This is a genomic window from Rhodococcus sp. ARC_M5, from assembly GCF_022810405.1.
Lineage (GTDB): Bacteria > Actinomycetota > Actinomycetes > Mycobacteriales > Mycobacteriaceae > Rhodococcoides > Rhodococcoides navarretei.
In genome coordinates, this window is the sequence record NZ_JALGQE010000007.1 from 1 (window position 1) to 25,528 (window position 25,528).

A 25,528-nucleotide genomic window follows, 5' to 3' on the forward strand; every position below is an offset into this window, starting at 1 on the left:
ACCGTCACGCCACTGCTACGCAGTGACCAGAACGCCATCCGAACCTGATGAGAGAAACCCGGGTGAACCATCGCAAACATCCCTAATGATCAGGCACGTTGCAACCACCGCTCGAATCCGCCCGTAGTCCACTACGAAGTTCCGCGCACATAGTCACACCTCGAAGGAGCACACCATGGTTGCCAATATTTCGTTTCCTCGGTTCCTCAAGCTGGGTGGCGGTGCCGTCGACGAGCTGGGGACGGTTCTCACCGACCTCGGCGTGTCACGGCCGTTGCTCGTCACCGATGCGTTCATGGCCGGCAACGGCTCGGCGGATCGTCTGATGACGATCATGACCGAGGCCGGGAAGACGCCGGCACTGTTCTCGGGCACCGTTCCGGATCCGACGACCGATTCGTTGGTCGCGGGACTCGAAGCGGTGCAGCAGCATTCGGCCGATTCGATCATCGGGTTCGGCGGTGGCAGTCCGATGGACACTGCCAAGGCGCTGGCCATTCTCGCGGTGCAGGGCGGCAGGATGCGGGACTTCAAGGCTCCGGTGCTGTCGACCGGACCGGCCCTGCCGATCATCGCCATTCCCACCACGGCCGGAAGTGGTTCGGAGGCAACTCAGTTCACCATCATCACCGACGTGGCCTCGGACGAGAAGATGCTGTGCCCCGGCCTGTCGTTCCTCCCGATCGCCTCGATCATCGACTTCGAGTTGACCATGTCGATGCCGGCTCGCCTCACCGCAGACACCGGGGTCGATGCCCTGACCCACGCCATCGAGGCGTACGTCAGCAAGAAGGCCAACCCCATCTCCGACGGTTTGGCGCTCAGCGCGATTCGCACGATCGGGACGTCGTTGCTGCGGGCGTATCGGGACGGCGAAGATCGGCAGGCGCGCGAGGCGATGATGCATGCCTCGACGCAGGCGGGCATGGCGTTCTCCAATGCGAGTGTCTGTTTAGTGCACGGGATGAGTCGACCGATCGGCGCGCATTTCCATGTGGCACACGGGCTGTCCAACGCGATGCTGTTGCCTGCTGTCACCGCATTCTCCATCGACGGGGCGCAGGCGCGTTACGCCGACTGCGCTCGTGCGCTCGGTGCGGCATCGGAAGGCGACTCCGATCAGGTCGCCGGTGGCAAGTTGCAGGATGCGATCGTCACATTGTGCCGTGAGGTGGAGGTTCCGACGCCGCAGACCTTCGGTATCGACAGGGCGAAGTGGGACGAGCTATTGCCGCTCATGGCCGAGCAGGCTCTCGCCTCGGGTAGTCCGGGCAACAATCCGGTCGTTCCGACGGCGGAGCAGATCGTCGATCTGTACCGCCAGGTGTACGCGGGAATCTAATCGCACTCACTCCGATGCGCGGGCGGCGACACTGTCGCGCCGCGCATTTCGGCGTTGCACCACAATTCCGCCGATCACGGTCACTGCGGCGAGGACGGCCGAGAGCAGGATCGACGACCGCTGCTCCGGCCGCACCACCATCATCACCAGGACGAACACGATGAATCCGATGGCCAGGTAGGTCAGCCACGGATACAGCCACATCCGAACGGCAGGACGTTCGCCGTCGCGGTCGAGGTGACGCCGTAGCACCAGCTGGCTGCTGGCGATGGCGAGGTAGACGAAGAGCGCGACAGCACCCGTGGTCGCCAGCAGGTAGGTGAAGAGTTTCTCGGGCAGGATGTAGTTTCCGACCACGGCGAGGAACCCGAGCACCATCGAGGCGATCACCGCAATCCACGGCACCCCGTTCGTGGTGATCTTCTTGACCGCCCTCGGTGCGTCGCCTCGATCGCCGAGCGAATACAGCATGCGCGACGCGGTGTAGAGCGCCGAATTCAGGCACGACGCAACAGCGGTCAGAATGACGATGTCCATGATGGTGTCGGCATGCGGGATTCCCATCTTGGACAGCACGTACTGGTACGAGCCCGTGTTCGGGTCCAGTTCGTTCCAGGGCACCAGCGCGACGATGACGAAGATGGAACCGAAGTAGAAGATCGAAATTCGCCAGATGACCGAGTTGGTGGCGCGGGTGATGCCCTTTGCCGGGTCCTTGGATTCGGCAGCGGCGATGGTGACGATTTCCGAGCCCATGAACGAGAACATCGTCGTCAGCATGGCCGCGATCACCGCGCCGAACCCGAGAGGCATGAATCCACCGGAGGCCCAGAGTTGGTCCACACCACTGACTTCCGAATCGGGTAGCCATCCCAGAATGGCCGCGATCCCGAGGCCGATGAACGCGATGATCGCCACGACCTTGACCAGCGCGAACCAGAACTCGAATTCGCCGTAGTTGCCGACGCTGATCAGGTTTGTCGCGGTGAGGGCAATGACGATGAGCAGTGCCCACATCCATTGGGCTCCGCCGAGCCAGTTGGTGAGAATGGATGCAGCCGCGGTGGCTTCGACCGGGATCACCAACACCCAGAACCACCAGTAGAGCCAACCGACCGAGAAGCCGGCCCAGTGACCGAGCGCGCGAGTGGCATACGTGGAGAACGAGCCGGTGTCGGGATTGGCCGTCGCCATCTCCCCCAGCATGCGCATCACCAGGATCACGAGTGTTCCCGCGAACAGGTACGCCAGCAGCACCGCCGGGCCTGCCGTCGCGATGGCGTTGGCCGAACCCACGAACAATCCCGCGCCGATGACCCCGGCAATCGAAATCATCGTCACGTGCCGTGGTTTCAGGCTGGTACCGAGTCCTTGCTCGCCGGTGTCCGGCTTCTCCGTGATGGACATCCCTGAAGTTGAACATAAAATGAACGCCGACGCAGAGAGTGACCGATATGTCCAGAATGTCTGTGGGGCAGCCATTTCCACGCACATCGCAGCACAATCGATACCTCTCGATTCGTCAAAGCGGGCTCGTGATGTTCACCGTCGCGGACCTTGCGAACAGGCCGGACCGGCGGCCCGATCTCGTCCCACGGCACCGCATTCCTCAGGCTCACCGACGCGACCGACTGATCCCGGCATACTGGACCGATGAACTCCGAAGCGGGCACCATCACCGATCCGGTCACCATCGTCGGTGCGGGCATAGCCGGCGCGGCCTGTGCGCGGGTTCTTCGCGACGCAAACGTGCCGTTCCGCATCATCGACCGAGGCCGAGCTCCGGGTGGGCGGATGTCGTCGCCGGAGTTGCACGGCCGTCGCGTCGATCTGGGGGCGGGATACTTCACCGTTCGTGATCAGGAATTTTCGACGGTGGTCGCGGACTGGGAGTCAGGCGGATTGGCGCGGCAGTGGGCCAACACGTTCGGCATCCTCAAGCCCGAGACGGCACCGTGCACCACGACCGGACCGGTTCGCTGGGCCACCCCGGGCGGGCTGCGATCGTTGGTACGAAACATGCTCGACGGCTTCGACATCCAACATTCCACCGAGTTGACCGAATTGCCCGACGGCCACGTAGTGGTCGCCATGCCAGATCCGCAGGCAACGCGACTGACCGCAGTTCCAGATGCCGTCGACTACGAACCGGTGATCGCGGTGGCGTGCGGGTTCGACGGGCTCGACATCCCCTTCCGTGGCGCAGCGTTCGTCAACGATCATCCCGATATCGATTTTGTCGTCGACGACGGTGCTCGCCGCGGCGACGGCGCTCCGGTTCTGGTGGTGCACACCACGTCGGAGCGAGCGCAGCAGCATCTCGAGAATCCCGACGGTGCGATCGCCCCGGTTCTCGACGCATTGCGCGAACTATCGGTCGTCTCTGCAGCACCCAGTTGGACGCACGCCCATCGATGGACGTTCGCAAAGCCTGCGTCGCAGCACGATTCCACGTGTGCGCTCGAGCAGCGCGACGGACGACTCGTCGGGTTCGCCGGCGATCAATGGTGTGCATCCGGAGCGCCCAGAGTGGAAAGCGCATGGCGTTCGGGCACGGATGTCGGTACCGAGTTGGTTGGTCGTCTTCGGGGCTGACGTTTGCCCTGCGTCCACCTACGACGCCGATTAGCATCTCCCCCGTGCTGTCCGTGAAGTCGTACCCACGCGAATACATCGACGCCTGCCGTGCGCGCCTCGATTCTCAGCTGGCCACCTACCGTGCGGTCGCGTCGAATCGAACGACGACCACCGACGTGGACGAGGCATTCGACGTCGCTTTCTTCAACAATCTCGTGCTGACGCTGGAGGTGTACTTCTTGCACCGGATGCGTGGGCAGGAGAAGAAGAACGGCAATCCGCTCAACGAGGTCCGGGTACTGGCCGCGTCGATGACAGCAGCAGACGACGTGATGACCAGCGATCCGACGATCAACCTCGACCCGAAGAAGAGCATTCTCGGGTACGCCGTCGGCGACACCATCGCACTCGACGAGAAGCAGTTCGTCGCATTGGCCGACGCGTACTTCGCCGAGATCGAGGCCAAGTTCGGGCCGCAGCTCGCTCCCTAATTGCTGACGAATCTCACCGTCTCGTCCAGAGGCGCTCGGTTGGTGCGGAATCCGTTGATCGGGTGAGTCTCGTCGGGATAACCGAAGGAGATGCCGGCCACCACTTTTCGAGTCTCGGGGATGTCGAACCACTCGTGCAGAAACGGTGAGTACGCGGCCAAGGCTGCTTGCGCGATGGCTGCAAGACCGAGGCTCTGGGCGGCCAGCAGGAAAGTCTGCAGATACAACCCACAATCGACGGCGCCATACACACCGAGATCGGCATCGGTGGTGATGATGGCTGCGTGCGGGGCGTCGAACAGCTCGAAATTGCGAATGAACTGACGAGTCGTCGCCTCGGTGTCGGACTTCACCACACCGATGCTCTCGTACAGAGCGCCACCGCATTCGCGTCTGCGCGCTCGGTGCAGGGCGTTGTAGTTGGCCGGAAACGGGAAGTCCGGCTGCGGCACCCCGGATGTCACGTGCTCCACCAATGCCTCGGAGAACTTGCGGGTGGCGTCGCCCTCGGTCACGATGATCTGCCACGACTGGGTGTTGGACCACGAAGGTGTGCGCCGGGCGGCAGACAGTAGCTGTTCGAGTACCTCACGCGAGACCTGCTTCGACAGAAACTGTCGGCACGAGTACCTCTCGTCGAGGAGTTCGGTCAGTGCTTCGTACCGGGTCACGTCGTCCGCCTCGTGTCTGTGCTGTCGGGTGCGGATCGAAGGTAACACCAAGGCCGAGACGGACTGTCGGGCGAGGCACCGTCATCAGAGGGTAAGCCGAGAGTCGTGAAAATGGTGGGCGCAGAGGGGTTCGACCCCCGACCGCTGGTGTGTAAATGGCATTCGAGCCGTCTAGTGTGTCGAGCCCCGTCCAATAACTCCAGGTCAAGACCGTCGAGTGTCCAGTAGGTCCAGTGCGTGCCGTGCCGAATTGTTGCGTCTTGGCACACTGGCGGCACACTGGCGGGGGTTCGGTCAGAACGTCCAGCGCTGCGACTCGATGAAGCCCATGAGGTTCAGAACCGGGACACCCAGCGAGTCACACACATCGGGGATCCTCGGCTTGGAGAGGTTGCCGGATCGCGTTTCCTCGGAGACGACCACCCCGTTGCGAGCCATCGCGAGCGCAATGACGAATGGGTCACCACCGCTGCGCTTGCCTCCTGCCCTCACGAGATCGGGGTGAGCCTTCAGGATGGCCGTGGTGGCGCTCTGAACGTCGTCCTCGATCGGCACGAAAAGGCCGCTCTGTTTGTCCGCCCATTTCTTGGCGTCGTCGTCTCGCTTAGACAGCTCGTTGTTCACTTCGTCTATTGCTCGGATGTCACCGCTCGCGATGCTCGCCTCGATCTGCTCCCACAGCCGAACGAACACCGTGGGACGAAACAGGTCGCGACGGCCGTTCAGTATCGAGCTGGTGTCGAAAGAATAGGGTGCCACTAACCGGCCTCACGTAACGCGGCGTTCTCGGCCAGCTTCGCGATCTGGCCGACCTTCGCGTTCAAGTAAATAGCAGCGGTATTGCTGTCGATCACACGTCTCCTGTGCGCATCCGTGACCGCGCGGACGTACCCCTTACCCAGGTCACGAACAGTGTTCCGGTACCAGTTTCCGCCTAGTGGCCGCGCCGCATCGTCCTTCTCGTACGCGGCCACGTACTCGTCGCGCCGACGTTCGTAGTACGACACAGGAACGATCTCCAACGTACTGAGCCGTCGCAAGAACGCTTCGGCGCTCACACCGAACGGTGCAGCCGCCTGCCTGAGCGCCACGTAGTCCCACGCCTCGGGCGTAGAGACCCGTGCGATCACTTCCGGTCTACCGCGCACCTGGTCCCCCGGCATGAGAACCATGGCGGCGATGGCGTTGCACCGCGCCTCCAGGCTCCGGTTCGGCGTCACCGCCTTCGCATCGGATGTCGTATCGCACAGGCCCTCTGTGTGCAGCGCCAGGTGCGCGAACTCGTGCAGCAGCGAGAACAACCGACCCCGCGGGGCGTCGGCTCCGTTAAGTACGATCACCGGCAGCACGTCGAAGTACAGCGAGAAGGCGCGCATCTCCTCGCGCGAGACCTTGCCGCCTTTGGTGTTCAGGACGAGAACCCCCGCCGCCTCGACAGCGGCGACCCACGTGTTGAGGAAGTCGTACGGCGTGCCGGAGGCTCCGGGAAGCGATAGAGGACCTAGGTCGAGAAGCGTTCGACGACTGCGAGCGGCAATATCGTTATCGCTGTCCGGCCCCGAGATGGGTATACGCCAGGTGAATGGGAGTTCTCTGTCTTCAGTTTCCGCCAATTCGATAGCAAAGTCTCGCTGTGTGTGTCCGCGACGGAATTCGTCGTGCAGCGCTGGTGACCACTCCCCCTCGACTGAACCAGCGATCCTTCGGAAGTCACGCAGTGTGTCGAACTCCACGGGGGGTTCCGACAGGAAAAAGACTGCGAGCGAACGGCGGTAGACCTCCGCTGCCTTGCGAAGCTGCGCAATCGATGGCGTCGCCGTGCCGTCCTCCCATGCGGATACGCGATCGTCCGCGAGACCCAGCTTCCTGGATGCAGCCAGCTGGGACAGACCGCACGATTCCCGAGCCCACCGAAGCACGGAGACTTCGACGGGAGCCGCGATCGAGGGCATACCCGAGATAATGCACGAAGTTAGACCCAGATGGTAGCGAGGAACCAGGCGCGGTCTGCCGCGATCCCGTTCGGCCTCCTATACCTCTTAAGCCTCATGGCGCTGGGACAGTCACCACTCGGATTCGAAGATCAGACGTCGCTGATCGTGCGTGGCGTACCGTCCAGTTGACGTGCAAGATTAGCCCCCTCGAAGTGGGGAGTCGATGTGTTCGGAATCGAGGTCTCAGTGGGCGTTGCTTCCCGTCACTATCTCGCGACACAGCACTTGTGGACTGCCCAGCACGCGGCTCGTCTATGCGGCGAGGTCGAGACGGCGTTGCGGAAGACGCAAGTCGGAAACGTCGTCGAGCACCGTTCACACGCCGTCACAGCGGTGTTGTCATCGGTGGCATATCTCGAATGCCTCGTGAACCAGGTCTTTCAGGACGTGGCAGACACCGAGCAGGGCCAGCCAAACTCCCGCACCGAGGGCATCACCGAGGCAGCACAATCCCTAATGCGGACGCTGTGGACGGACGCCAGGCTGGACACCAAACTCACGGTCATCGACAAATATCAGCTGGCTCTTCTTTGCGTCGGAAAGCCCCGGCTCGAAACGGGTCGCGATCCCGTCCAGAGTGCGGCCCTCCTCGTCCGGCTTCGTAACGAACTAGTGCACTTCAAGCCGGAGTGGCACGACCACGCGGACGAACACCGCTTCGAAAGGCAATTGAAGAACAGGTTCGCGGACAGTCGATTGCCGGGTGATCCGTGGTTTCCAAACAAGTGCCTCGGTGCCGGGTGTGCGTCGTGGGCTTGCGACACGGCATCTGCGCTAGCGGTTGAGTGGTGGAGTCGGATGGGTCTGACATTCGATTACTCCGCTGACATGCGAGATTGGGCCAACCCGTAATCCCGTTGTTTCGTGATGGCAACGACAGTGTCCGGGAGGCTAGTCGGCTCGCTGAAGGGGCAGGATTGCGCGGCCTCGTGAGGATGGGAACTTGTAGAAAGCTCGGCGACCGCTTTGAGAAACGAAATGGCGCAGCCAGAAGTGTTGCTGGCATCGTACCCATGCAAGCTGCGTAGATACTCCGGAAACTCCGTCGAACGATGGGCAGGTGGCGCGTGAATGCTGAGCGGTCCCACAAGGCTGCATGGGGCATCGAGCGTGAGCAGCGGCTGGCTCAGCTCGAACTACTTCCGGGCAAGTACCACCACGAACGGTTCGAGGGTCTGAACCGGACATCGCGGCTGTTCGGGACGAACGGTGAAGAGCTCGTGCACCACATCTCGACATTCGTGGGTAGACGCCAGCATGTGAACGACCTTTCCGACGAGTTCGAGCACGAGACTGTGCGCCTCTTTCACAATTACCTGGCATCTGTAGCAACACTGCGGGACGTCCAGCGCGCGACCCATCGCAAGCTCTGGCCGACACGGATTCCCGCCGAACAGCGCAGCAGCTCCTCCGACTCCAGGACGGTGTGGGAAGCCGAAACCTATGAACCGACAGTCACGAAGCTGTTCGGGGACGACGACATCAAATTCCTGTTCGACTTGCGCAACTTCACCGTTCACTATGCGGTGCCCGTGATGTCGATCGGAACTACATTCAGCCACCGCCCGCCAGCCCCGATGCGGCAAATCAATCGGGTCGACCTTCTGCGTGCAGAGCTGAACAAATACTCCAAGTGGAGTGGTGCCGCGAAACGATTCCTGAACACCCAGAAGGGTGACGTCGAGTTCCTTCCCCTGATCGAGAAGTATCAGTCACGAGCGAGAACCTTCTACGGGTGGTTCTGGGATCAGGTGAAGGACGCGGTTCGCACCGAGGTTGATGAGTACCACGCCAAGAGCAACGAGTTCGCCCTCTGGTTAGCCGAGGAAATGGCAACGCCGGATTGGGGCGATGACGGTATGCCAGTGCCTGGTTCGATCCGTCGCAACAGGGCGCGAGCACACGCAGCGCGATTCGCGAACGGAACCGATGGGTGGAGAACGAATTCAGTCGAACCCAGTGGAACGGTCGCGCTGGGTGAATCCGACTGGACGCCACTACCGCCTGTGGGCAAGTATCGGCGGTGAGGCTGAGCTAGTCAGTCGTAGGGCAGGTGCACGGTAAACGATTCCGGCGCATCACCGCATCGAATCGCGGCGCGGATCATCCGATCGTGGCGCTCGTCGCCGTCCATCCCGAGCGAGGCGAGCACGGCCTCGTGCCCCACACTGCCGTCTACGTGGATCGCCTACTGGCGGCTGGTGATGTCGTCCGTCCTGAACGCGGCCGTTACGCCGCTGCATGTTCGAGCGAACCAGCAATCCCGGCAGTGCCCGGAGGTGTCTCGCCACGCACCGTGTGCACGATGCTGACGGTACTGTCGTCGGCGTTGACGACCGCCGTCAAACGCGGTCTGATCGCTCGCAATGTCGCCCAGCTGATCGACCGCCCCTCGGTCGCTCACACGGAAATGAAGTTCTGGCAGCCCGCCGAGTCCGAGCAGTTCCGGCGACAAGTGTCAGGTGACCGGCTCTATGCGTGCTGGCTGCTGACCCTCGCCGGATGGCGGCGATCTGAGGTGCTGGGGCTGACATGGGATCGGGTTAACTTCGACGATGGGACGGTAACGGTAGCGGCCGGTCGCGTCGTCGTGAGAGGACGAGCCACCGTCATAGGCGATCCCAAGTCTGCTCGCTCGCGTCGTACCCTTCCGCTACCGGCCGACATTATGACCGCACTCCGCACTGCACGAACGAATCAGGCGCGGGAGCGACTGGCTCTCGGGTCGGGCTACGTCGATTCAGGATTCGTAGCGGTGTCAGAGGACGGCACGCCCATCCGACCCGAGACCTACTCGAAGATGTTTCGTAGGCACTGCGATGCTGCCGCGGTTTCGGTAATCCGGTTTCACCTCGACGTGATGGTTGGCGTCTTGGGTTGCGCTGTTCTAGTTTTCGCCATCAAGATCGGCGCGAGACCTACGAGGTCGCGAAGGGGGATCGTACGTCTCGTAAGAGAGCCCCTGCTCCAAAGCACCCTTACTGAGGTGCTCTAGAAGGCGCTCCTCCTGTTCTGCTGTGAGACGTTCTGCGATTTGTACTGCCTCATCGTGAATATCTGGCACTTCCAGGAACTCAAGGATTTCGAACTTGTCGTCCTCAGTAAGCGCCACAGCAGCACTGCCGAACTGGACGTGCGGGCCTCCGCGCTCGTTAACGATCTTGCCGATCTTGAGACGACGAGTCACGAACTCACAAGCCAAGCGGTTCAAGTACACCGCGTCGTCGTCACGGTCAGTGCCATCAAGGATCTCGTTGATTCCGTGGCACGCGCTGTAGAAGCGATCTAGGAGCATCAACTCTTTTAGCGGCACTCGTCGAAGAGTTCGCACGAATCGATCGTCGTTCGTGGTTGGGGCCTTACTCGAAATGTCCGCGCCGGTGTCGTAGGTGAGCAGGTGAACCTCACGGAACGGTGTGGCGCGAAGTGCATCGCGCACGCGCTCGTTCAACAGCAAAGATGCCGAATATCTTTGCGCATTGAAATCGAGTCGGAACCAGTCGAGGACGATGAGGTTGATGTGCTGAAACTCTGTGTAGTCGTAGTTCAGTCCCGATTTTCCCTCGATGGTTTCAGCCAGGACAGCGTGGAAATCAGACCGCGTAGGGGGATGCTCGACAAGCACGACCGGCAGGTTCTCGTGCTTGACGTTTCCGTCCTTGTCGGTCACCTTCGCGGTGGTGGCCTGCAGGCGGTCAACATCATCTCGGTGACGGTGGCGCGCACCCTCCCACAGCGACTCCAAGTAACCGGGCATCATGTGCACCCGAGCGTGGGATCCGTCCGGGAACATCTGCGTGATCTCGACACCGAACGGTTCCGTGTCCGCGTTGGACCGCAGCGCAAAGTCGGGACGCTCCTGCTCATCGATTTCGTCGAAGTCGTCGGGCCGATATACGAACTCCAAGATGATGCGCTCATGCGCACGTTTCCGTTCAGCGCTCGTCATACCCGCGAAGAGTTCATCTTCAGTTCCCACGCGTGGACCGTAGCGCACGTGGCTTCTCTAACTGCGATGAAAGTGGGAGAGTCCGCATTCGGCACAGTCGCGGCACATAGCGGGGGTCAATCGAACCAAAGCAAGTAGGTCGCCAAGCTGCTGAGCTGCGAAAATCATGGTGGGCGCAGAGGGGTTCGAACCCCCGACCGCTGGTGTGTAAAACCAGAGCTCTACCGCTGAGCTATACGCCCGAGTACCGGTGGCCTGGGGACAACCCCGGGCCACCGGAACGCTTGGAGAAATTTATCGTGTCTGATCTCTAACTACAATTCCGCAGGTCAACTCACCTGAGCGAGTGCCTCCGCCCACGAAGAACTGTCGCGAGCCTCGCCGGGTCCGTTCATTTCGGCGAACCTGATGATTCCGGATTTGTCGACCACGAAGGTTCCACGATTGGCGAATCCTGCTGCGTCGTTGAAGACTCCGTAGGCCTGAGCAACCTCACCGTGTGGCCAGAAGTCCGACAGCAGCGGAAAGGTGTAACCCTGTTCTGCAGCCCAGATCTTGTGGGTAGGAGGCGGTCCCACCGAGATTGCCAACACCGCAGTGTCGTCGTTCTCGAAGGTCGGTAGCTCGTCGCGTACTTTGCACAGCTCGCCCTGGCACGTGCCTGTGAAGGCCAGTGGATAGAACACGAGCAGAACGTTTTTCACGTCCCTGTACGACGACAACGTGACCAGTTGGTTGTTCTGGTCTTTGAGGGTGAAGTCGGGCGCAACCGCGCCAACCTCGATCGGCATCTAGAACCGTCTTCCTGTGTCGAGCATCGGCCTACCGCTTGGTGGCAGGGGTCTTGGGCTGAACCAATCGACTTCCGATCCAGTCACCGAGGTTTGCCGCAGAGGTCTGCGTCAATCCTGCGGTCGGGGCGGACTCGGCAATCTCACTGGGTTCGACATGACCGGACATGCCGGTCTTGGGACTGAGGACCCACACGATGCCATCGTCCGAGAGCGGACCGATCGCATCCATGAGTGCGTCGACCAGGTCACCGTCTCCGTCGCGCCACCACAGCAGTACAACGTCGATCACCTCGTCGGAATCCTCGTCGAGGGTCTCGCCACCGATCGCATCTTCTACGTCGGCGCGTAGATCATCGTCGGTGTCCTCGTCCCAGCCCAGCTCCTGTACGACCATGTCGCGAGTGATGCCAAGTTTCTGAGCGTAGTTCTGAGCGTCCGCCGCGGCGACCACGGTGGTGACCTCCTTGAATTGTGGGTGCAGTAGTCAAAGCGAACAGTGTTGAAGCCGTTCGCGCAAGCTGACCGCGCCGAAATTGCGTACATAAATTTCTACTGGTGGGTATCGGACCTCTGTACTACCAGAACCGGCAAGATGCGGCAGGATTGGGGAGGAATCACGAGAACGAGGAAAGTAGACCGCCGTCACAGGGGCGGGTCTACCGGGACCGGGCGCCACACCGAGCGTCCGCCACATTGAGGAGTGCACACGTTGTCCGAAGTGAACAGCGGCGAACGGCAGAACACATCGTCTGCAGGAAAAAAGGGCTCGGACGGCCGGGTCCGCGTCATCCGCGAGGGTGTCGCGTCGTACCTGCCCGATATCGACAACGACGAGACGAACGAATGGATCGAATCGTTCGACGGCTTGTTGGAGAGGTCCGGCCCCAACCGCGCTCGCTACCTGATGCTCAGGTTGCTCGAGCGCGCCGGTGAGCGCCGCGTAGCGCTGCCGTCGCTGACGTCGACGGATTACGTCAACACCATTCCCACCGAGAACGAGCCGTGGTTCCCAGGCGACGAGTCGATGGAACGCCGCTACCGCGCCTGGATCCGCTGGAATGCCGCGATCATGGTGCACCGCGCGCAGCGTCCCGGCGTCGGCGTCGGCGGCCACATCTCGACCTACGCGTCCTCCGCAGCGCTCTACGAGGTGGGCTTCAACCACTTCTTCCGCGGCAAGGACCACCCGGGCGGCGGCGACCACATCTTCATCCAGGGTCACGCCTCCCCCGGCATCTACGCCCGCGCCTTCCTCGAAGGCCGCATTCCGGCCGAGCGCATGGACGGCTTCCGTCAGGAGGCCAGCCACGTGAACGAGGGCGGCGGACTGCCGTCGTACCCGCACCCCCGCCTCATGCAGGATTTCTGGGAGTTCCCGACGGTGTCGATGGGTCTCGGCCCGATGAACGCCATCTACCAGGCCCGCTTCAACCACTACCTCAACGACCGCGGCATCAAGGACACCACCGATCAGCACGTGTGGGCCTACCTCGGCGACGGCGAGATGGACGAGCCGGAATCGCGTGGACTCGCCCACGTGGCCGCCACCGAGGGCCTCGACAACCTCACGTTCGTCGTGAACTGCAACCTGCAGCGCCTCGACGGCCCGGTCCGCGGCAACGGCAAGATCATCCAGGAACTGGAGTCGTTCTTCCGCGGTGCCGGCTGGAACGTCATCAAGGTCGTCTGGGGCCGCGAGTGGGACTCGCTGCTGCACAAGGACCGCGACGGCGCACTGGTGAACCTCATGAACACCACGCCCGACGGCGACTTCCAGACCTACAAGGCCAACGACGGCAGCTACGTCCGCGATCACTTCTTCGGCCGCGATCCGCGCACCAAGGAGCTCGTGAAGGATCTGTCCGACGACGAGATCTGGAACCTCAAGCGCGGCGGCCACGACTACCGCAAGGTGCACGCTGCCTACGCCGCCGCGATGTCGCACAAGGGCCAGCCGACGGTCATCCTGGCGCACACCATCAAGGGCTACACCCTCGGCAAGCACTTCGAGGGCCGTAACGCCACGCACCAGATGAAGAAGCTGACGCTCGACGATCTCAAGACGTTCCGCGATCTCCAGCACATCCCGATCTCGGACGAGGAACTCGAGAAGGATCCGTACATGCCGCCGTACTACCACCCCGGCCCGGATGCTCCCGAGATCCAGTACATGCTCGATCGTCGCAGCAAGCTCGGCGGATTCGTTCCCGAGCGCCGCGTCGACGTCAAGCCACTGCCGCAGCCCGGCGACGACACGTACAAGACGCTGCGCAAGGGCTCCGGCAAGCAGGAAGTCGCCACCACGATGGCGCTCGTGCGCGTCATGAAGGAGCTGTTGCGAGACAAGGAGATCGGCCACCGAATCGTGCCGATCATTCCCGACGAGGCCCGTACGTTCGGTATGGACTCGTGGTTCCCGTCGCTGAAGATCTACAACCGCAACGGCCAGCTGTACACCTCGGTGGACTCGGAGCTGATGCTCGCCTACAAGGAGAGCTCGGTCGGCCAGATCCTGCACGAGGGCATCAACGAGGCCGGTTCGACGTCGTCGTTCACCGCAGTCGGCACCTCGTACGCCACACACGGCGAGGTCATGATTCCGCTGTACATCTTCTACTCGATGTTCGGATTCCAGCGCACCGGCGACGGTCTCTGGGCAGCGGCCGATCAGATGGCTCGCGGATTCGTCCTCGGAGCGACCGCAGGTCGTACCACCCTCACCGGTGAGGGTCTGCAGCACGCAGACGGTCATTCGCTGCTCTTGGCGTCCACCAACCCGGCGGCCGTGGCCTACGACCCGGCGTTCTCGTACGAGATCGCGCACATCGTCAAGGACGGTCTGCGACGGATGTACGGCGGCACCGAAGGTGTCGAGGGCTTCGGCGGCGAGAACATCTTCTACTACATCACCCTCTACAACGAGCCGTACGTGCAGCCGGCCGAGCCGGAAAACCTCGACGTCGAGGGTCTGCTCAAGGGCATCTACCGGTTCGCAGAGCCGCAGGAGGGCGACGGACCCGAGGCGCAGCTGTTGGCGTCGGGCGTCGGCATGGTCTCGGCCCGCAAGGCTCGTGAGCTGCTGTTCGAGGAGTGGGGCGTGCGTTCGGCCGTGTGGTCCGTCACCTCGTGGGGCGAACTGCGCCGTGACGGCGTCGACGCCGAGAAGGAGTCGCTGCGCAATCCCGGTGCGGACAAGCGCGTTCCGTTCGTCACCTCGGCCCTGGCCGACGCCAACGGTCCCGTCATCGCATCCTCGGATTGGATGCGTGCAGTTCCGGACCAGATCCGTCAGTGGGTTCCGGGTGATTACGTCACCCTCGGCACCGACGGCTTCGGGTTCTCCGATACCCGTCCGGCCGCGCGTCGGGTGTTCAACGTCGACGCCGAGTCGATCGTCGTCGCCACGTTGTCCGCCCTCGCCGCATCCGGTGAGATCGACAAGTCCAAGGCCGTCGAGGCCGCGGAGAAGTACAAGATCGACGACGTCACCGCGGCTCCGACCTCGTTCGCCGATACCGGTTCCGCGTAGGTTCCAGCCTTGATCGCCCGACCCCCGTCCCACGTCGCGAAGTACGTCCATCGCGATAGGGGCGGGGGTCGGGCGTAGGTTCTCCTTATGTCCGATGCGAAGCCCGGTTCACCGGACGGTGCGTCCGCACGCGATGTATCCCGACGCGACGCCTACCGTGAGGCGTTGCGTGAATCGTTGACCTCGGACAACGAAGTGCACCTTCCGGTCGCCTCATTGGCACCCTCGCGCCAGAAGCGCGATCCCCTGCCCGATGCCCTGCTGCGTCGCGTCAAGCAGTTCTCCGGCCGACTCTCGACCGAGGCCGTGACGACGATGCAGGGCCAACTGCCGTTCTTCGGTGATCTCGACGCAGCCCAACGAGCGAGCGTGCAGTTGTTGATTCAGACAGCTGTCGACAACTTCCTCGAGTGGCTGAAGAACCCCAACAGCGATATTCGCTTCTCGCTCGATGCCTTCCAGGTCATTCCGCAGGACCTTGCCCGACGCCTCACGCTGCGCCAGACCGTCGACATGGTGCGGGTGGCGATGGAGTTCTTCGAGCAGTGGCTCCCGGCGCTGGCCCGCAACGATCAGCAGTTGGTGGCCCTGACCGAGGCCGTGCTGCGATACGGGCGCGAGCTCGGTTTCGCAGCGGCGTCGGTCTACGCCAGCGCCGCCGAATCACGCGGAGCGTGGGACACCCGCCTCGAAGCCCTCGTGGTCGACGCCGTGGTTCGCGGAGACACCGGCTCGGACATGCTCTCGCGTGCCGCCACGTTGAACTGGGACGCCACCGCGCCCGCGACGGTGTTGGTCGGCACTCCCCCGGACGATCGGGGCGTCTCGGTGGTCGGAACCGTGCATGCCGTGGCGCAGAAACACGGCCGCGCCGCACTGGCCGTCGTGCAGGGGACCCGGCTGGTGATGGTGGTCAGCGGTCAACTCGACGACACTGCCACGCACCGCACGTTCATCGACGACATGCTGCAGAACTTCTCGGACGGACCGGTCGTCATCGGCCCGACCACTCGCACCCTCGGCGCGGCGCACTCGAGCGCGGTGGAGGCATTCGCCGGGATGCAGGCCGTGGCGGGCTGGCGGGGCGCGCCGCGTCCGGTGCACGCCGGCGAGTTGTTGCCCGAACGCGCACTGCTCAACGACGGCGCAGCGATATCGGCGCTGAACGATCACGTGGTCGTCCCGTTGGCGGCGGCAGGTTCGGGATTGGCCGACACCCTCGATGCGTATCTCGACTGTGGTGGAGCCGTCGAAACCTGCGCACGGCAGCTGTTTGTTCATCCAAATACCGTCCGGTATCGGCTCAAGCGCATCGCCGAGGTCACCGGTCGCGACCCCACCCACCCGCGGGATGCGTACGTCCTCAGGGTTGCGGCAACGGTAGGTAGGTTGGCTCGAACGCATCACGAACCGGCACATCCTGCCCCATATGTCACACAGGTCACATTCGGTGAAGTAGTCACGTAACGCCGAACCACCCTCCGGCGATAGCGGTTCCCCACGAGGCAATTTGTAGGGTTCCCACAAATTGCTTGTCGAGAGTTCATCGAGCGCGACATCACCCATTCGGCACCCGACGGTGTTCTCTTAACCCTGTGATTGCGTTGCTTGCGCCCGGTCAGGGCTCCCAGACTCCCGGCATGCTGTTGCCTTGGCTCGAATTGCCGGGTGCAGCAGACCGACTCGCGTTGTGGTCGAAGGCCTCCGGTCTCGATCTCGTCCGTCTCGGTACCACTGCCACCGCCGAGGAGATCACCGATACCGCGGTGACTCAGCCCCTGGTCGTGGCGTCCGCCTTGCTCGCATTCGAAGAGATCGCATCGCGCGGCCTGTTCCCCGAAGACACCATCGTCGCCGGACACTCGGTGGGCGAACTCGCTGCGGCCGCCATTGCAGGCGTCATCTCCTCCGACGACGCAGTCTCGCTCGCCGCGGTCCGCGGCGCAGCAATGGCCAAGGCATGCGCACTCGAACCGACCGGCATGTTTGCCGTGCTCGGCGGCGACGAAGCTGCCGTACTGGCTCGCCTGGACGAGCTGGACCTCGCTCCGGCCAACGTCAATGCTGCAGGTCAGATCGTCGCAGCCGGACTGCTGACCAAGCTGGCCGAGTTGGCGGAGAGCGCGCCCGAGAAGGCTCGGGTTCGTGCACTGCCGGTCGCGGGCGCATTTCACACCAAGTACATGGCGTCCGCGGGCGACACCGTTGCCGCAGCCGCTGCCGCCATTACCCCGTCGGAGCCCACGCGGACGCTGCTGTCCAACTCCGACGGTCAGCCGGTTGCCTCGGGTGCCGACGCCCTGAACAAGCTCGCTGCCCAGGTCACTCGCCCCGTGCGATGGGATCTGTGCAACGCCTACCTGCGTACCGCGCAGGTCACCGGACTTGTGGAACTGCCCCCGGCAGGCGCACTGGTCGGCATCGCCAAACGCGAACTGCGCGGCGTTGCCAATCTCGGCCTGAAGACACCGGCGGACATTTCCGCAATGGCCGAGCTCGGTTAGCTCGGCCCACACACTCCGCAGTCACGACACTGCGGATCGCACTTCCACTCCCCGAGTGGCAGAAATGCACAATCGCGTCTCGAAGCACATGACTTCGGCGTTCTACACAGAAGAGAAGGGAGCCACAACAGTGGCCAGCCAGGAAGACCTCATCGCCGGACTTGCAGAGATCATCGAGGAGGTCACGGGCATCGAACCGTCCGAGGTGACCATCGAGAAGTCCTTCGTGGACGACCTCGACATCGACTCGCTCTCCATGGTCGAGATCGCAGTGCAGACCGAGGACAAGTACGGCGTGAAGATCCCCGACGAGGACCTCGCAGGTCTGCGTACCGTCGGCGACGCCGTCAACTACATCCAGAAGCTCGAAGCGGAGAACCCCGAAGCCGCAGAAGCTATCAAGGCCAAGCTCGACGACTCCGCGAGCGAGTGACACGGCCCATGACCAACCCATCCACCGCCAACGGACGCTTCCCCAGTGTCGTCGTCACCAGCCTCGCTGCGACCACGTCACTCGCGGGTGACGTCGATGCCACGTGGAAGGGTCTGCTGAACGGCGACAGCGGAATCGGCACTCTGGAAGACGATTTCGTCGCCGAGTACGACCTGCCCGTGCGGATCGGCGGACACCTCGCGGTGAACCCGCAGAGTCTGCTCTCGCGGGTCGAGATCCGTCGCCTGAGCTACGTGGAGCAGTTGTCCACGGTGCTCGGTCGTGAGGTCTGGAAGAACGCCGGCTCCCCCGACGTCGATCCCCTTCGCCTCGGCGTGTCGATCGGCACCGGCCTCGGTGGCGGCGATTCTCTGATCGACGCCAACGACAAGATGAAGGCCGGCGGCTACCGCAAGGTGTCTCCGCTCGCAGTTCAGATGGTCATGCCCAACGGCCCCGCAGCGGTCGTCGGCCTCGAGCTCACAGCACAGGCCGGTGTCATCACCCCCGTCTCCGCCTGCTCCTCGGGATCGGAAGCCATCGCTCACGCGTGGCGGATGATCGTGATGGGTGACGCGGACATGGTCGTCACCGGCGGCGTCGAGGGATACATCGACGCGGTTCCGATCGCCAGCTTCTCCATGATGCGGGCGATGAGCACCAACAACGACAATCCGAAGGGTGCGTCACGGCCGTTCGACAAGGATCGTGACGGCTTCGTCTTCGGTGAAGCGGGTGCGCTCATGGTCATCGAGACCGAGGAGCACGCCAAGGCACGCGGTGCAACGATCCACGCCCGCCTGCTCGGTGCCGGAATCACCTCCGACGGGTTCCACCTCGTGGCCCCCGACCCGGAGGGCAAGGGTGCCGCGCGTGCGATGCAGCGCGCCATCGAGACCGCAGGCCTGCAGAAGTCCGACATCACCCACGTGAACGCACACGCAACGGCAACTCCCATCGGAGACACCGCCGAAGCGCTGGCGATCAACAAGGCCGTCGGAAATCACGCAGCGGTGTACGCACCGAAATCCGCTCTCGGCCACTCGATCGGTGCCGTCGGCGCCCTCGAGTCGGTTCTGACGGTGCTGGCAGTGCGTGAGGGAATCATCCCTCCCACACTGAATTTGGAGAATCAGGATCCCGAAATCGATCTCGACGTCGTCAAGGGCGAGCCCCGCGTCGGACAGATCGACTACGCGATCAACAACTCGTTCGGATTCGGTGGGCACAACGTAGCGCTCGCCTTCGGAAAGGCGTGATGCACTGAGTCGTCTCCTCGACTCAGCGAATCTCGCTCTCGCAGTGCATGATCCGGACCGGGGCCGTTCCCAGGGAACGGTTCCGGTTCGGGCCTCGCCCCCTCAGGGGCCCTGAAGAAGGACAAGCGATGACTATTCTGGCCCCTGTCACACGATCCGGTACCTCCACCGATCCCCGCGATCCACTCGCCCGCCTCGAGAATCTGTTCGACGCCGGAACCACTGTGCCGCTGCATAATCGAGACAAATCCGGCATCCTCGCAGCGTCCGGTGAGATCGACGGCGTCCACACCATCGCTTATTGCTCCGACGCCACCGTCATGGGCGGTGCCATGGGTGTCGACGGGTGCAAGCACATCGTCGCCGCCATCGACACGGCCATCGAGCAGCGCGCTCCGATCGTCGGCGTCTGGCACTCCGGAGGCGCTCGCCTCGCCGAGGGCGTCGAAGCTCTCCACGCCGTCGGGCTCGTCTTCGAGGCCATGGTCCGAGCGTCCGGCCTCGTCCCCCAAGTTTCCGTCGTCCTCGGCTTCGCAGCCGGCGGCGCCGCCTACGGTCCTGCGTTGACCGACGTCGTCATCATGGCTCCCGAGGGACGCGTGTTCGTCACCGGACCCGACGTCGTCCGCAGCGTCACCGGTGAGCAGGTCGACATGGCCTCGCTCGGCGGGCCCGACACACACCACAAGAAGTCCGGCGTATGCCACATCGTCGCCGACAGCGAGATGGACGCCTTCACCCGCGCCCGCCGTCTGGTGTCCATGTTCTGCGAGCAGGGCGAATTCGACATCGCCGCCGCCGAGCACGGAGACACCGACCTCCGGGCCCTGATGCCCGAATCCAACCGTCGCGCATACGACGTCCACCCGATCATTCACGAACTGCTGGACAACGTCGAAGGCGAATCGACCTTCGAGGAGTTCCAAGGCGGCTGGGCCCGCAGCATCGTGATCGGCCTCGGACGCATCAGCGGCCGTACCGTCGGCGTCATCGCCAACAACCCCATTCGCCTCGGCGGTTGCCTCAACTCCGAAAGCGCCGAGAAGGCAGCCCGTTTCGTGCGCCTGTGCGACGCATTCGGCATCCCTCTCATCGTGGTCGTCGACGTTCCCGGATACCTGCCCGGCGTCAGCATGGAATGGGAAGGTGTCGTCCGCCGCGGAGCAAAGCTGTTGCACGCCTTCGCCGAAGCCACGGTCCCCCGCGTCACGCTGGTGACGCGCAAGATCTACGGCGGCGCATACATCGCGATGAACGCACGCGCACTCGGTGCCACCGCGGTCTACGCCTGGCCCGGCTCCGAGGTCGCCGTGATGGGTGCCAAAGCCGCCGTCGGCATCCTGCACAAGAAGGCCCTCGCCGCAGCTCCCGAGGAGGAGCGTGAGGCACTGCACGATCGCCTGACTGTCGAGCACGAGAGCATCGCCGGTGGCGTCGAGCGTGCCGTGGCCATCGGCGTCGTCGACGAGGTCATCGAGCCGAGCAAGACTCGCAGCACGGTCGCCAAGGCACTCGCGGCTGCCCCCGCTGCGCGCGGCAACCACAAGAACATTCCGCTCTGATCGACCGGCTTCGCTTGCGGCCCTGACCCAGCACCCAGCCCCGTCCTCCCCCGGCCGCGTGAATGGACCCTTGCAGCGCCCAGACGCATGTAGTGGTCCATTCACGGTGGCTCAATGCGGGTTTCAGTCGCTCAGACTGCAACAAAGCCACATTGATCCACGGCGGGCGGCCGAACTACAGCGTCAGTTCTCGATCCACTTGTGATCGTGAGCCAGTCGCAGCATCGCTGATCGGATGTCGAGAATCTGCGCTGCCGTCACGGTTCCGTTGGCCGTCAGGAGTGCCTCGGTCACTTCGGCAGTGAAGTCCGCCTCGGACAGCACGTCGCAGATGACGTCCTCGAGTGGCTGGTGTTCGCCGGCCGGAACGTCGTGGAACGGCACATCTGGCTTGCGTCGGGTGACCAGGGCGGTCGATGCCGGACCGTCGATGATCTGCACCTGAGTGGCCTTAAGGCCACGATCGCCGTCGACGGCAACGTATTCGACGCGAACCCCCGGTGCCAGCAGTCGCTTGTCGAAGTCCAGATCGTTGACGTGAATGAACACGTCCTCGCCGCCCTCGTCCGGCGCTACGAATCCGTACCCCTTGAACTCGTCGAATCGAATAACTTTTCCGGTCGACAACATCGAACTCACCACTCCACGGTCGTTCCCACATGCCTACCCCAGGCACGTTCGCGAAACTACCGCGACAGCGGATCCCCAGCAACTCTCGTATCTAGCCGACGTTGCGGCTCAACCACGTCACTTCGGCTCCGGCACCACCGGTGCGGAACGGCTCGAGAGCGGCGTCCCAGTCCGAGCCGAGAGCGTGCTCCACGGCCGCGGTGAGGTTGCCCTGATTGTTCTCCATCAGGGCGCGCAGTCGCATTTCGCCGAGGACCACGTCACCGTTCGCGCTCGTCGATCCGCGCCACAGTCCCAGACCTGGAACGTGCGAGAACCGTTCGCCGTCGACGCCTTCGCTGGGATCCTCGGTCACCTCGAAACGCAGCATCTGCCACGAGCGCAAGATGCCGGCGAGGGTCGCCCCGGTGCCGACCGGGCCGATCCAATCGGTGGTAGCGCGCAGCTGCCCGTCGGAGGCCGGCTGCGCAGACCACTTCAAATTCGCACGGCAATCGAGGGCGTCGGACAACGCCCATTCGACATGCGGGCACAACGCAGCGGGCGACGAGTGGATGTACACGACACCCGACGTCGCTTCTGCGAATTGATTCGATCCACGCATTGCACTACCTCCAGCTTCGACGAGGGACGTCTTCCCCAACGACCTCGACATGCTTCGGCTGGCTGCAGTGAATCAACACGTATGTGTACTAGTGTGCCCCGAGTTACCCCTGTTGCGCCAGTGCAATCTGTGAACGGTCGATATTCAGCCTGCCAGGACGGCGTCGGACAGTTCGGGCCACAGGGGTTTTGCCCAATCTCCGAAGGCCCGGTCGGTCAACACCACGCACGCGGTCCGCACGGCCGGATCCACCCACAGGAACGTCCCGGCCTGACCGAAGTGACCGAACGTGGCCGACGAGTTGGCGCTTCCGGTCCAATGCGGGGTCTTCTCTCCACGTAGCTCGAACCCGAGCCCCCAGTCGCAGGGTCTGTGCGATCCGTACCCGGGCACGATCCCGTTCAGACCGGGAAACTGCACGTCTGTCGCGGACAACAGTGTCTGCGACGCCAGGAGCGTGGGCTGCAACAGCTCCGCCGCAAATGTCTTCAGGTCCGCCAAGGTGGAGCTGGCACCGTGGCCTGCCGATCCCGGCAGCGCGGTGTTCGTCATCTGCAATGGTCGGCACACGGCCTCGTCGAGGTAATCGGGGAAGGCGATGCCCGCCTCGGTTTCGATCAGTTCGGCCAGCACCTCGAACCCGGCGCTCGAATAGATCCGCTTGGTGCCGGCCGGTGCCTGAACTGTGCGTTCCCCGAACGCCAACCCCGACGCGTGCGCCAGCAGATGCCGAACCGTCGACCCTTCCGGCCCTGCGGGTTGATCCAGTTCGATCGCACCTTCCTCGACGGCGACGAGGACCGCGTATGCACTGAGCAGTTTGGTGACCGAGGCGAGCTCGTATACGCGATCGGTGTCGCCGACCTCCTCACGAACCCCGGAGTCGGTGACGACTGCGGCACTGACATGGTCGACGGGCCAGGAGGACGTGAGATCGAGGGTGGTCACGATTCACGAGCCTAATTGTCGGTCGATGACGGTGCCCCGGTCCCCCGTCGGGCTACGCTCGCAGCACATGAGTGGGAGGAATGCGATGTCGGTTGTGTATGGATCGTGCAATTTGTGCGAAGCGATCTGTGGTCTCGAGTTCACGGTGGAGAACGACGCGGTGACGTCCATCCGCGGTGACGAGAAGGATCCTCTCTCGCGCGGCCACATCTGCCCGAAGGCTCTGTCGCTGATCGATCTGCACGCCGATACCGATCGACTCACCACGCCGGTCAAACGTGTGGGTGAGAAGTGGGAGAAGATCGGCTGGGACGAGGCATACGACCTCGTGATCGACGGTCTGATCTCGACGCGTGAGAAGTACGGCCGCAATGCCGTCGGCATCTATCAGGGCAACCCCAACGTGCATTCGATGGGTGCGATGACCCATGGCATTCCCTTCACTTCGCTGCTCCGGACGCGCAATCGATACTCCGCCACCTCGCTGGATCAACTCCCGCATCAGCTCGTCGATCACCTGCTGTACGGGCATCAATTGCTGCTGCCGATCCCGGACATCGACCGAACCGACTTCTTCCTGGTCCTCGGCGGCAATCCGATGGCGTCGAACGGCAGCATGATGACCGTCCCCGATTTCGCCAAGAGAGCGCGGGCATTGCGCAAACGGGGCGGACGGCTGGTCGTGGTCGATCCACGAAAGACCGAGACCGCGGATATCGCGGACACACACTTCTTCGTCCGCCCCGGCACCGACGCACTGCTGCTGCTCGCGATGATCCACATCATCGTCGCCGACGGCAACGTGCGCGTGGCCGACTACATCGACGGTGCCGATCGGCTCGCCGATCTCGTCGCCGAATTCACACCGGAATCCGTCGCTCCGGTCGTCGGGATTGCTGCGGAAGAGATCTACGCCCTGGCACGTGATTTCGCCTCGGCGAAGTCCGCGGTGGCATACGGCCGAATGGGGGTCTCGACTCAGCAGTTCGGCACCGTGTGCCAGTGGGCGATTCAGGTACTGAACATCATCACGGGCAATCTCGACCGCCCCGGCGGTGCCATGGTGACCGATCCCGCGATCGATCTGATCAAGCAGGGCATCGTCGGCCGCGGCCATTTCGACAAGTGGCGCAGTCGCGTTCGCGACCTGCCCGAGTTCGCGGGCGAATACCCCTGTTCGACGCTGGTCGACGAGATCACCACCGAGGGCAAGGACCAGATCCGCGCGATGGCTGTCCTGTCCGGTAACCCGGTGTTGTCGATGCCCGGCGGCACCACCCTGAACGACGCGTTCGCCGGTCTCGACTTCATGGTGTCGTTCGACTTCTACATCAACGAGACCTCGCGTCACGCACACGTGATTCTGCCGCCGACGATGTCTCTCGAACGTGACCACTACGATCTGATCTTCAACTCCTTCGCGGTACACAACACCGCCAAGTACATGCCGGCGATCCTGCCCAAGCAGGCTGGAGCAAAGCATGATTGGGAGATCTTCCGAGATCTGTCGCTCCGCTACAAGAGCCGGATGGCCGGCTCGACGGTCGGTCGACTGAAGTCACGATTGACTCCGAAGAGCGTGATCAGCGAAGCGCGCCTGCGACTGTCCCCCGCTCGCACCCTGGACATCCTGCTCCGCAGTCAACGAAAAGGGTTGTCGCTCAGAAAGCTTCGAGCCAACCCACACGGTGTCGATCTCGGACCGTTGCGCCCCGGCTTCCCGCAGAAGCTGAAGACGCGGGACAAGCGCGTACAGCTGATACAGGACATCGTCGTCACCGAACTTCCCGCGCTGGTGGATCTGATGCGCTCCAGTGCAGTACCGAGCGGCGACGAGTTGTTGATGATCGGCCGACGACACCTGCGTAGCAACAACTCGTGGATGCACAACACCGCCCGGCTCACCAAAGGCAAAGCACGGCACCACCTTCTGGCCCACCCGGACGATCTTGCGCATCGCGGCATCGAGGACGGGGCGATGGTATCGGTGACTTCTGCCGCGGGAACCGTCGACATCGAGGTGGCGGCATCGGAGAAGATGATGCCGGGTGTGGTGAGCATGCCGCACGGCTTCGGGCATCAGCGCCCCGGCGTGGAGTTGTCGGTTGCCACGACGGTGACGGGTCCCAGTGTCAACGACATCACCGACCCCAACCGCGTCGACGCCGTCTCGGCCAACGCGATCCTCAACGGGGTTCCGGTGCAGGTCCGAGCGAAATAGCGCCCCGATGCACCGTCGAG

General features: G+C 63.2%; 24 protein-coding genes and 1 tRNA gene. 13 read left to right on the forward strand and 12 right to left on the reverse strand.

Annotation, left to right across the window (positions count from 1 at the left end):
- Positions 1–175 precede the first annotated feature (175 nt).
- Entirely contained in the window at positions 176–1,342 is a 1,167-nt protein-coding gene (locus tag MTX34_RS12550; RefSeq protein WP_243609666.1) for an iron-containing alcohol dehydrogenase, read from the forward strand.
- A gap of 6 nt (positions 1,343–1,348) precedes the next feature.
- On the opposite strand, the gene MTX34_RS12555 is transcribed toward MTX34_RS12550, so the two are convergent.
- The gene (locus MTX34_RS12555) at positions 1,349–2,749 is read right to left on the reverse strand and encodes an amino acid permease (RefSeq protein ID WP_243609667.1); all 1,401 of its coding nucleotides are present in this window, start codon (positions 2,747–2,749) and stop codon (positions 1,349–1,351) included.
- A gap of 246 nt (positions 2,750–2,995) precedes the next feature.
- On the opposite strand from MTX34_RS12555, the gene MTX34_RS12560 reads away from it, so the two are divergent.
- Both MTX34_RS12560 and MTX34_RS12565 read left to right on the forward strand, forming a co-directional pair.
- Positions 2,996–3,937: an NAD(P)/FAD-dependent oxidoreductase gene (locus MTX34_RS12560; protein ID WP_243609668.1), complete on the forward strand. Its 942-nt coding sequence runs from the start codon at positions 2,996–2,998 to the stop codon at positions 3,935–3,937.
- 44 nt (positions 3,938–3,981) lie between these two features.
- Positions 3,982–4,410: a hypothetical protein gene (locus tag MTX34_RS12565; protein WP_243609669.1), complete on the forward strand. Its 429-nt coding sequence runs from the start codon at positions 3,982–3,984 to the stop codon at positions 4,408–4,410.
- Here the strand turns inward: MTX34_RS12565 and MTX34_RS12570 are convergent.
- The 3 genes from MTX34_RS12570 to MTX34_RS12580 all read right to left on the reverse strand — a co-directional run bounded on the left by MTX34_RS12570 (position 4,407) and on the right by MTX34_RS12580 (position 7,033).
- Complete coding sequence (locus MTX34_RS12570) at positions 4,407–5,081, reverse strand: nitroreductase (RefSeq protein WP_243609670.1); 675 nt, start codon at positions 5,079–5,081, stop codon at positions 4,407–4,409. The genes MTX34_RS12565 and MTX34_RS12570 overlap by 4 nt on opposite strands.
- 294 nt (positions 5,082–5,375) lie before the next feature.
- The gene (locus MTX34_RS12575) at positions 5,376–5,840 is read right to left on the reverse strand and encodes a DUF4411 family protein (protein ID WP_243609671.1); all 465 of its coding nucleotides are present in this window, start codon (positions 5,838–5,840) and stop codon (positions 5,376–5,378) included.
- Positions 5,840–7,033 (reverse strand): XRE family transcriptional regulator, encoded by a 1,194-nt coding sequence (locus MTX34_RS12580; RefSeq protein WP_243595080.1) that lies wholly within the window; start codon positions 7,031–7,033, stop codon positions 5,840–5,842. The genes MTX34_RS12575 and MTX34_RS12580 overlap by 1 nt, the downstream gene beginning before the upstream one ends.
- Positions 7,034–7,240: 207 nt before the next feature.
- Here MTX34_RS12580 and MTX34_RS12585 point away from each other — a divergent pair, with 207 nt between their 5' ends.
- Together MTX34_RS12585 and MTX34_RS12590 are read left to right on the forward strand one after the other, a co-directional pair.
- Positions 7,241–7,927: a hypothetical protein gene (locus tag MTX34_RS12585; protein ID WP_243595081.1), complete on the forward strand. Its 687-nt coding sequence runs from the start codon at positions 7,241–7,243 to the stop codon at positions 7,925–7,927.
- Positions 7,928–8,142: 215 nt separating this feature from the next.
- A complete protein-coding gene (locus MTX34_RS12590) occupies positions 8,143–9,102 on the forward strand; it encodes a hypothetical protein (protein WP_243609672.1) in 960 nt (319 codons plus the stop codon).
- An 11-nt stretch (positions 9,103–9,113) separates the two neighbouring features.
- Here MTX34_RS12590 and MTX34_RS25740 read toward each other — a convergent pair whose 3' ends face one another.
- A complete protein-coding gene (locus MTX34_RS25740) occupies positions 9,114–9,242 on the reverse strand; it encodes a hypothetical protein (protein WP_279393282.1) in 129 nt (42 codons plus the stop codon).
- A 243-nt stretch (positions 9,243–9,485) separates the two neighbouring features.
- Here MTX34_RS25740 and MTX34_RS12595 point away from each other — a divergent pair, with 243 nt between their 5' ends.
- Positions 9,486–10,070: a tyrosine-type recombinase/integrase gene (locus tag MTX34_RS12595; RefSeq protein ID WP_243609755.1), complete on the forward strand. Its 585-nt coding sequence runs from the start codon at positions 9,486–9,488 to the stop codon at positions 10,068–10,070.
- Here the strand turns inward: MTX34_RS12595 and MTX34_RS12600 are convergent.
- From MTX34_RS12600 to MTX34_RS12615, 4 genes are all read right to left on the reverse strand, one after another.
- Positions 9,963–11,054 carry a hypothetical protein gene (locus tag MTX34_RS12600; protein WP_243609673.1) on the reverse strand — a complete coding sequence of 364 codons (1,092 nt, stop codon included), beginning with the start codon at positions 11,052–11,054 and terminating at the stop codon, positions 9,963–9,965. The genes MTX34_RS12595 and MTX34_RS12600 overlap by 108 nt on opposite strands.
- A gap of 137 nt (positions 11,055–11,191) precedes the next feature.
- Positions 11,192–11,266, reverse strand: a tRNA-Val gene (locus MTX34_RS12605).
- A gap of 87 nt (positions 11,267–11,353) precedes the next feature.
- On the reverse strand, positions 11,354–11,815 hold the full coding sequence (locus MTX34_RS12610) for a peroxiredoxin (protein WP_243593982.1): 462 nt from the start codon (positions 11,813–11,815) through the stop codon (positions 11,354–11,356).
- A gap of 31 nt (positions 11,816–11,846) precedes the next feature.
- Positions 11,847–12,269, reverse strand: a complete 423-nt coding sequence (locus MTX34_RS12615) for a DUF3052 domain-containing protein (protein WP_032379129.1) — start codon at positions 12,267–12,269, stop codon at positions 11,847–11,849.
- A gap of 258 nt (positions 12,270–12,527) precedes the next feature.
- Between MTX34_RS12615 and aceE the strand changes: the two genes are divergently transcribed.
- The 6 genes from aceE (at position 12,528) to MTX34_RS12645 (ending at position 21,105) form a co-directional block, all read left to right on the forward strand.
- Positions 12,528–15,347 (forward strand): pyruvate dehydrogenase (acetyl-transferring), homodimeric type, encoded by a 2,820-nt coding sequence (aceE, locus tag MTX34_RS12620; RefSeq protein ID WP_243593983.1) that lies wholly within the window; start codon positions 12,528–12,530, stop codon positions 15,345–15,347.
- 87 nt (positions 15,348–15,434) lie between these two features.
- Complete coding sequence (locus tag MTX34_RS12625; protein WP_243593984.1) at positions 15,435–16,814, forward strand: CdaR family transcriptional regulator; 1,380 nt, start codon at positions 15,435–15,437, stop codon at positions 16,812–16,814.
- 128 nt (positions 16,815–16,942) lie between these two features.
- A complete protein-coding gene (locus MTX34_RS12630; RefSeq protein ID WP_243609674.1) occupies positions 16,943–17,851 on the forward strand; it encodes an ACP S-malonyltransferase in 909 nt (302 codons plus the stop codon).
- An 88-nt stretch (positions 17,852–17,939) separates the two neighbouring features.
- Positions 17,940–18,284 carry a meromycolate extension acyl carrier protein AcpM gene (acpM, locus tag MTX34_RS12635; RefSeq protein WP_045199610.1) on the forward strand — a complete coding sequence of 115 codons (345 nt, stop codon included), beginning with the start codon at positions 17,940–17,942 and terminating at the stop codon, positions 18,282–18,284.
- A gap of 8 nt (positions 18,285–18,292) precedes the next feature.
- Complete coding sequence (locus MTX34_RS12640) at positions 18,293–19,543, forward strand: KasA/KasB family beta-ketoacyl-ACP synthase (RefSeq protein ID WP_243609675.1); 1,251 nt, start codon at positions 18,293–18,295, stop codon at positions 19,541–19,543.
- A gap of 128 nt (positions 19,544–19,671) precedes the next feature.
- Complete coding sequence (locus MTX34_RS12645; RefSeq protein WP_243593987.1) at positions 19,672–21,105, forward strand: acyl-CoA carboxylase subunit beta; 1,434 nt, start codon at positions 19,672–19,674, stop codon at positions 21,103–21,105.
- A gap of 183 nt (positions 21,106–21,288) precedes the next feature.
- Here the strand turns inward: MTX34_RS12645 and MTX34_RS12650 are convergent, their stop codons facing one another.
- The 3 genes from MTX34_RS12650 to MTX34_RS12660 form a co-directional block, all read right to left on the reverse strand.
- The gene (locus MTX34_RS12650) at positions 21,289–21,735 is read right to left on the reverse strand and encodes a cold-shock protein (protein WP_243594197.1); all 447 of its coding nucleotides are present in this window, start codon (positions 21,733–21,735) and stop codon (positions 21,289–21,291) included.
- A 91-nt stretch (positions 21,736–21,826) separates the two neighbouring features.
- Entirely contained in the window at positions 21,827–22,339 is a 513-nt protein-coding gene (locus MTX34_RS12655) for a DUF3145 domain-containing protein (RefSeq protein WP_121869542.1), read from the reverse strand.
- 144 nt (positions 22,340–22,483) lie between these two features.
- Positions 22,484–23,287 (reverse strand): serine hydrolase, encoded by an 804-nt coding sequence (locus MTX34_RS12660; RefSeq protein WP_243593988.1) that lies wholly within the window; start codon positions 23,285–23,287, stop codon positions 22,484–22,486.
- Positions 23,288–23,372: 85 nt separating this feature from the next.
- Here MTX34_RS12660 and MTX34_RS12665 point away from each other — a divergent pair, with 85 nt between their 5' ends.
- Entirely contained in the window at positions 23,373–25,508 is a 2,136-nt protein-coding gene (locus tag MTX34_RS12665; protein WP_243593989.1) for a molybdopterin-dependent oxidoreductase, read from the forward strand.
- Positions 25,509–25,528: the final 20 nt, after the last annotated feature.

Excerpts from the sequence above, each read along its gene's own strand:
- MTX34_RS12555 (WP_243609667.1), bottom strand. The coding sequence starts at position 2,749 with ATGTCCATCACGGAGAAGCCGGACACCGGCGAGCAAGGACTCGGTACC.
- MTX34_RS12625 (WP_243593984.1), top strand. The coding sequence starts at position 15,435 with ATGTCCGATGCGAAGCCCGGTTCACCGGACGGTGCGTCCGCACGCGAT.
- MTX34_RS12655 (WP_121869542.1), bottom strand. The coding sequence starts at position 22,339 with ATGCGTGGATCGAATCAATTCGCAGAAGCGACGTCGGGTGTCGTGTAC.
- MTX34_RS12580 (WP_243595080.1), bottom strand. The coding sequence starts at position 7,033 with ATGCCCTCGATCGCGGCTCCCGTCGAAGTCTCCGTGCTTCGGTGGGCT.
- MTX34_RS12640 (WP_243609675.1), top strand. The coding sequence starts at position 18,293 with ATGACCAACCCATCCACCGCCAACGGACGCTTCCCCAGTGTCGTCGTC.
- acpM (WP_045199610.1), top strand. The coding sequence starts at position 17,940 with ATGACTTCGGCGTTCTACACAGAAGAGAAGGGAGCCACAACAGTGGCC.
- MTX34_RS12550 (WP_243609666.1), top strand. The coding sequence starts at position 176 with ATGGTTGCCAATATTTCGTTTCCTCGGTTCCTCAAGCTGGGTGGCGGT.
- MTX34_RS12560 (WP_243609668.1), top strand. The coding sequence starts at position 2,996 with ATGAACTCCGAAGCGGGCACCATCACCGATCCGGTCACCATCGTCGGT.
- MTX34_RS12645 (WP_243593987.1), top strand. The coding sequence starts at position 19,672 with ATGACTATTCTGGCCCCTGTCACACGATCCGGTACCTCCACCGATCCC.
- MTX34_RS12610 (WP_243593982.1), bottom strand. The coding sequence starts at position 11,815 with ATGCCGATCGAGGTTGGCGCGGTTGCGCCCGACTTCACCCTCAAAGAC.
- MTX34_RS12665 (WP_243593989.1), top strand. The coding sequence starts at position 23,373 with ATGTCGGTTGTGTATGGATCGTGCAATTTGTGCGAAGCGATCTGTGGT.
- MTX34_RS12595 (WP_243609755.1), top strand. The coding sequence starts at position 9,486 with ATGAAGTTCTGGCAGCCCGCCGAGTCCGAGCAGTTCCGGCGACAAGTG.
- MTX34_RS12650 (WP_243594197.1), bottom strand. The coding sequence starts at position 21,735 with ATGTTGTCGACCGGAAAAGTTATTCGATTCGACGAGTTCAAGGGGTAC.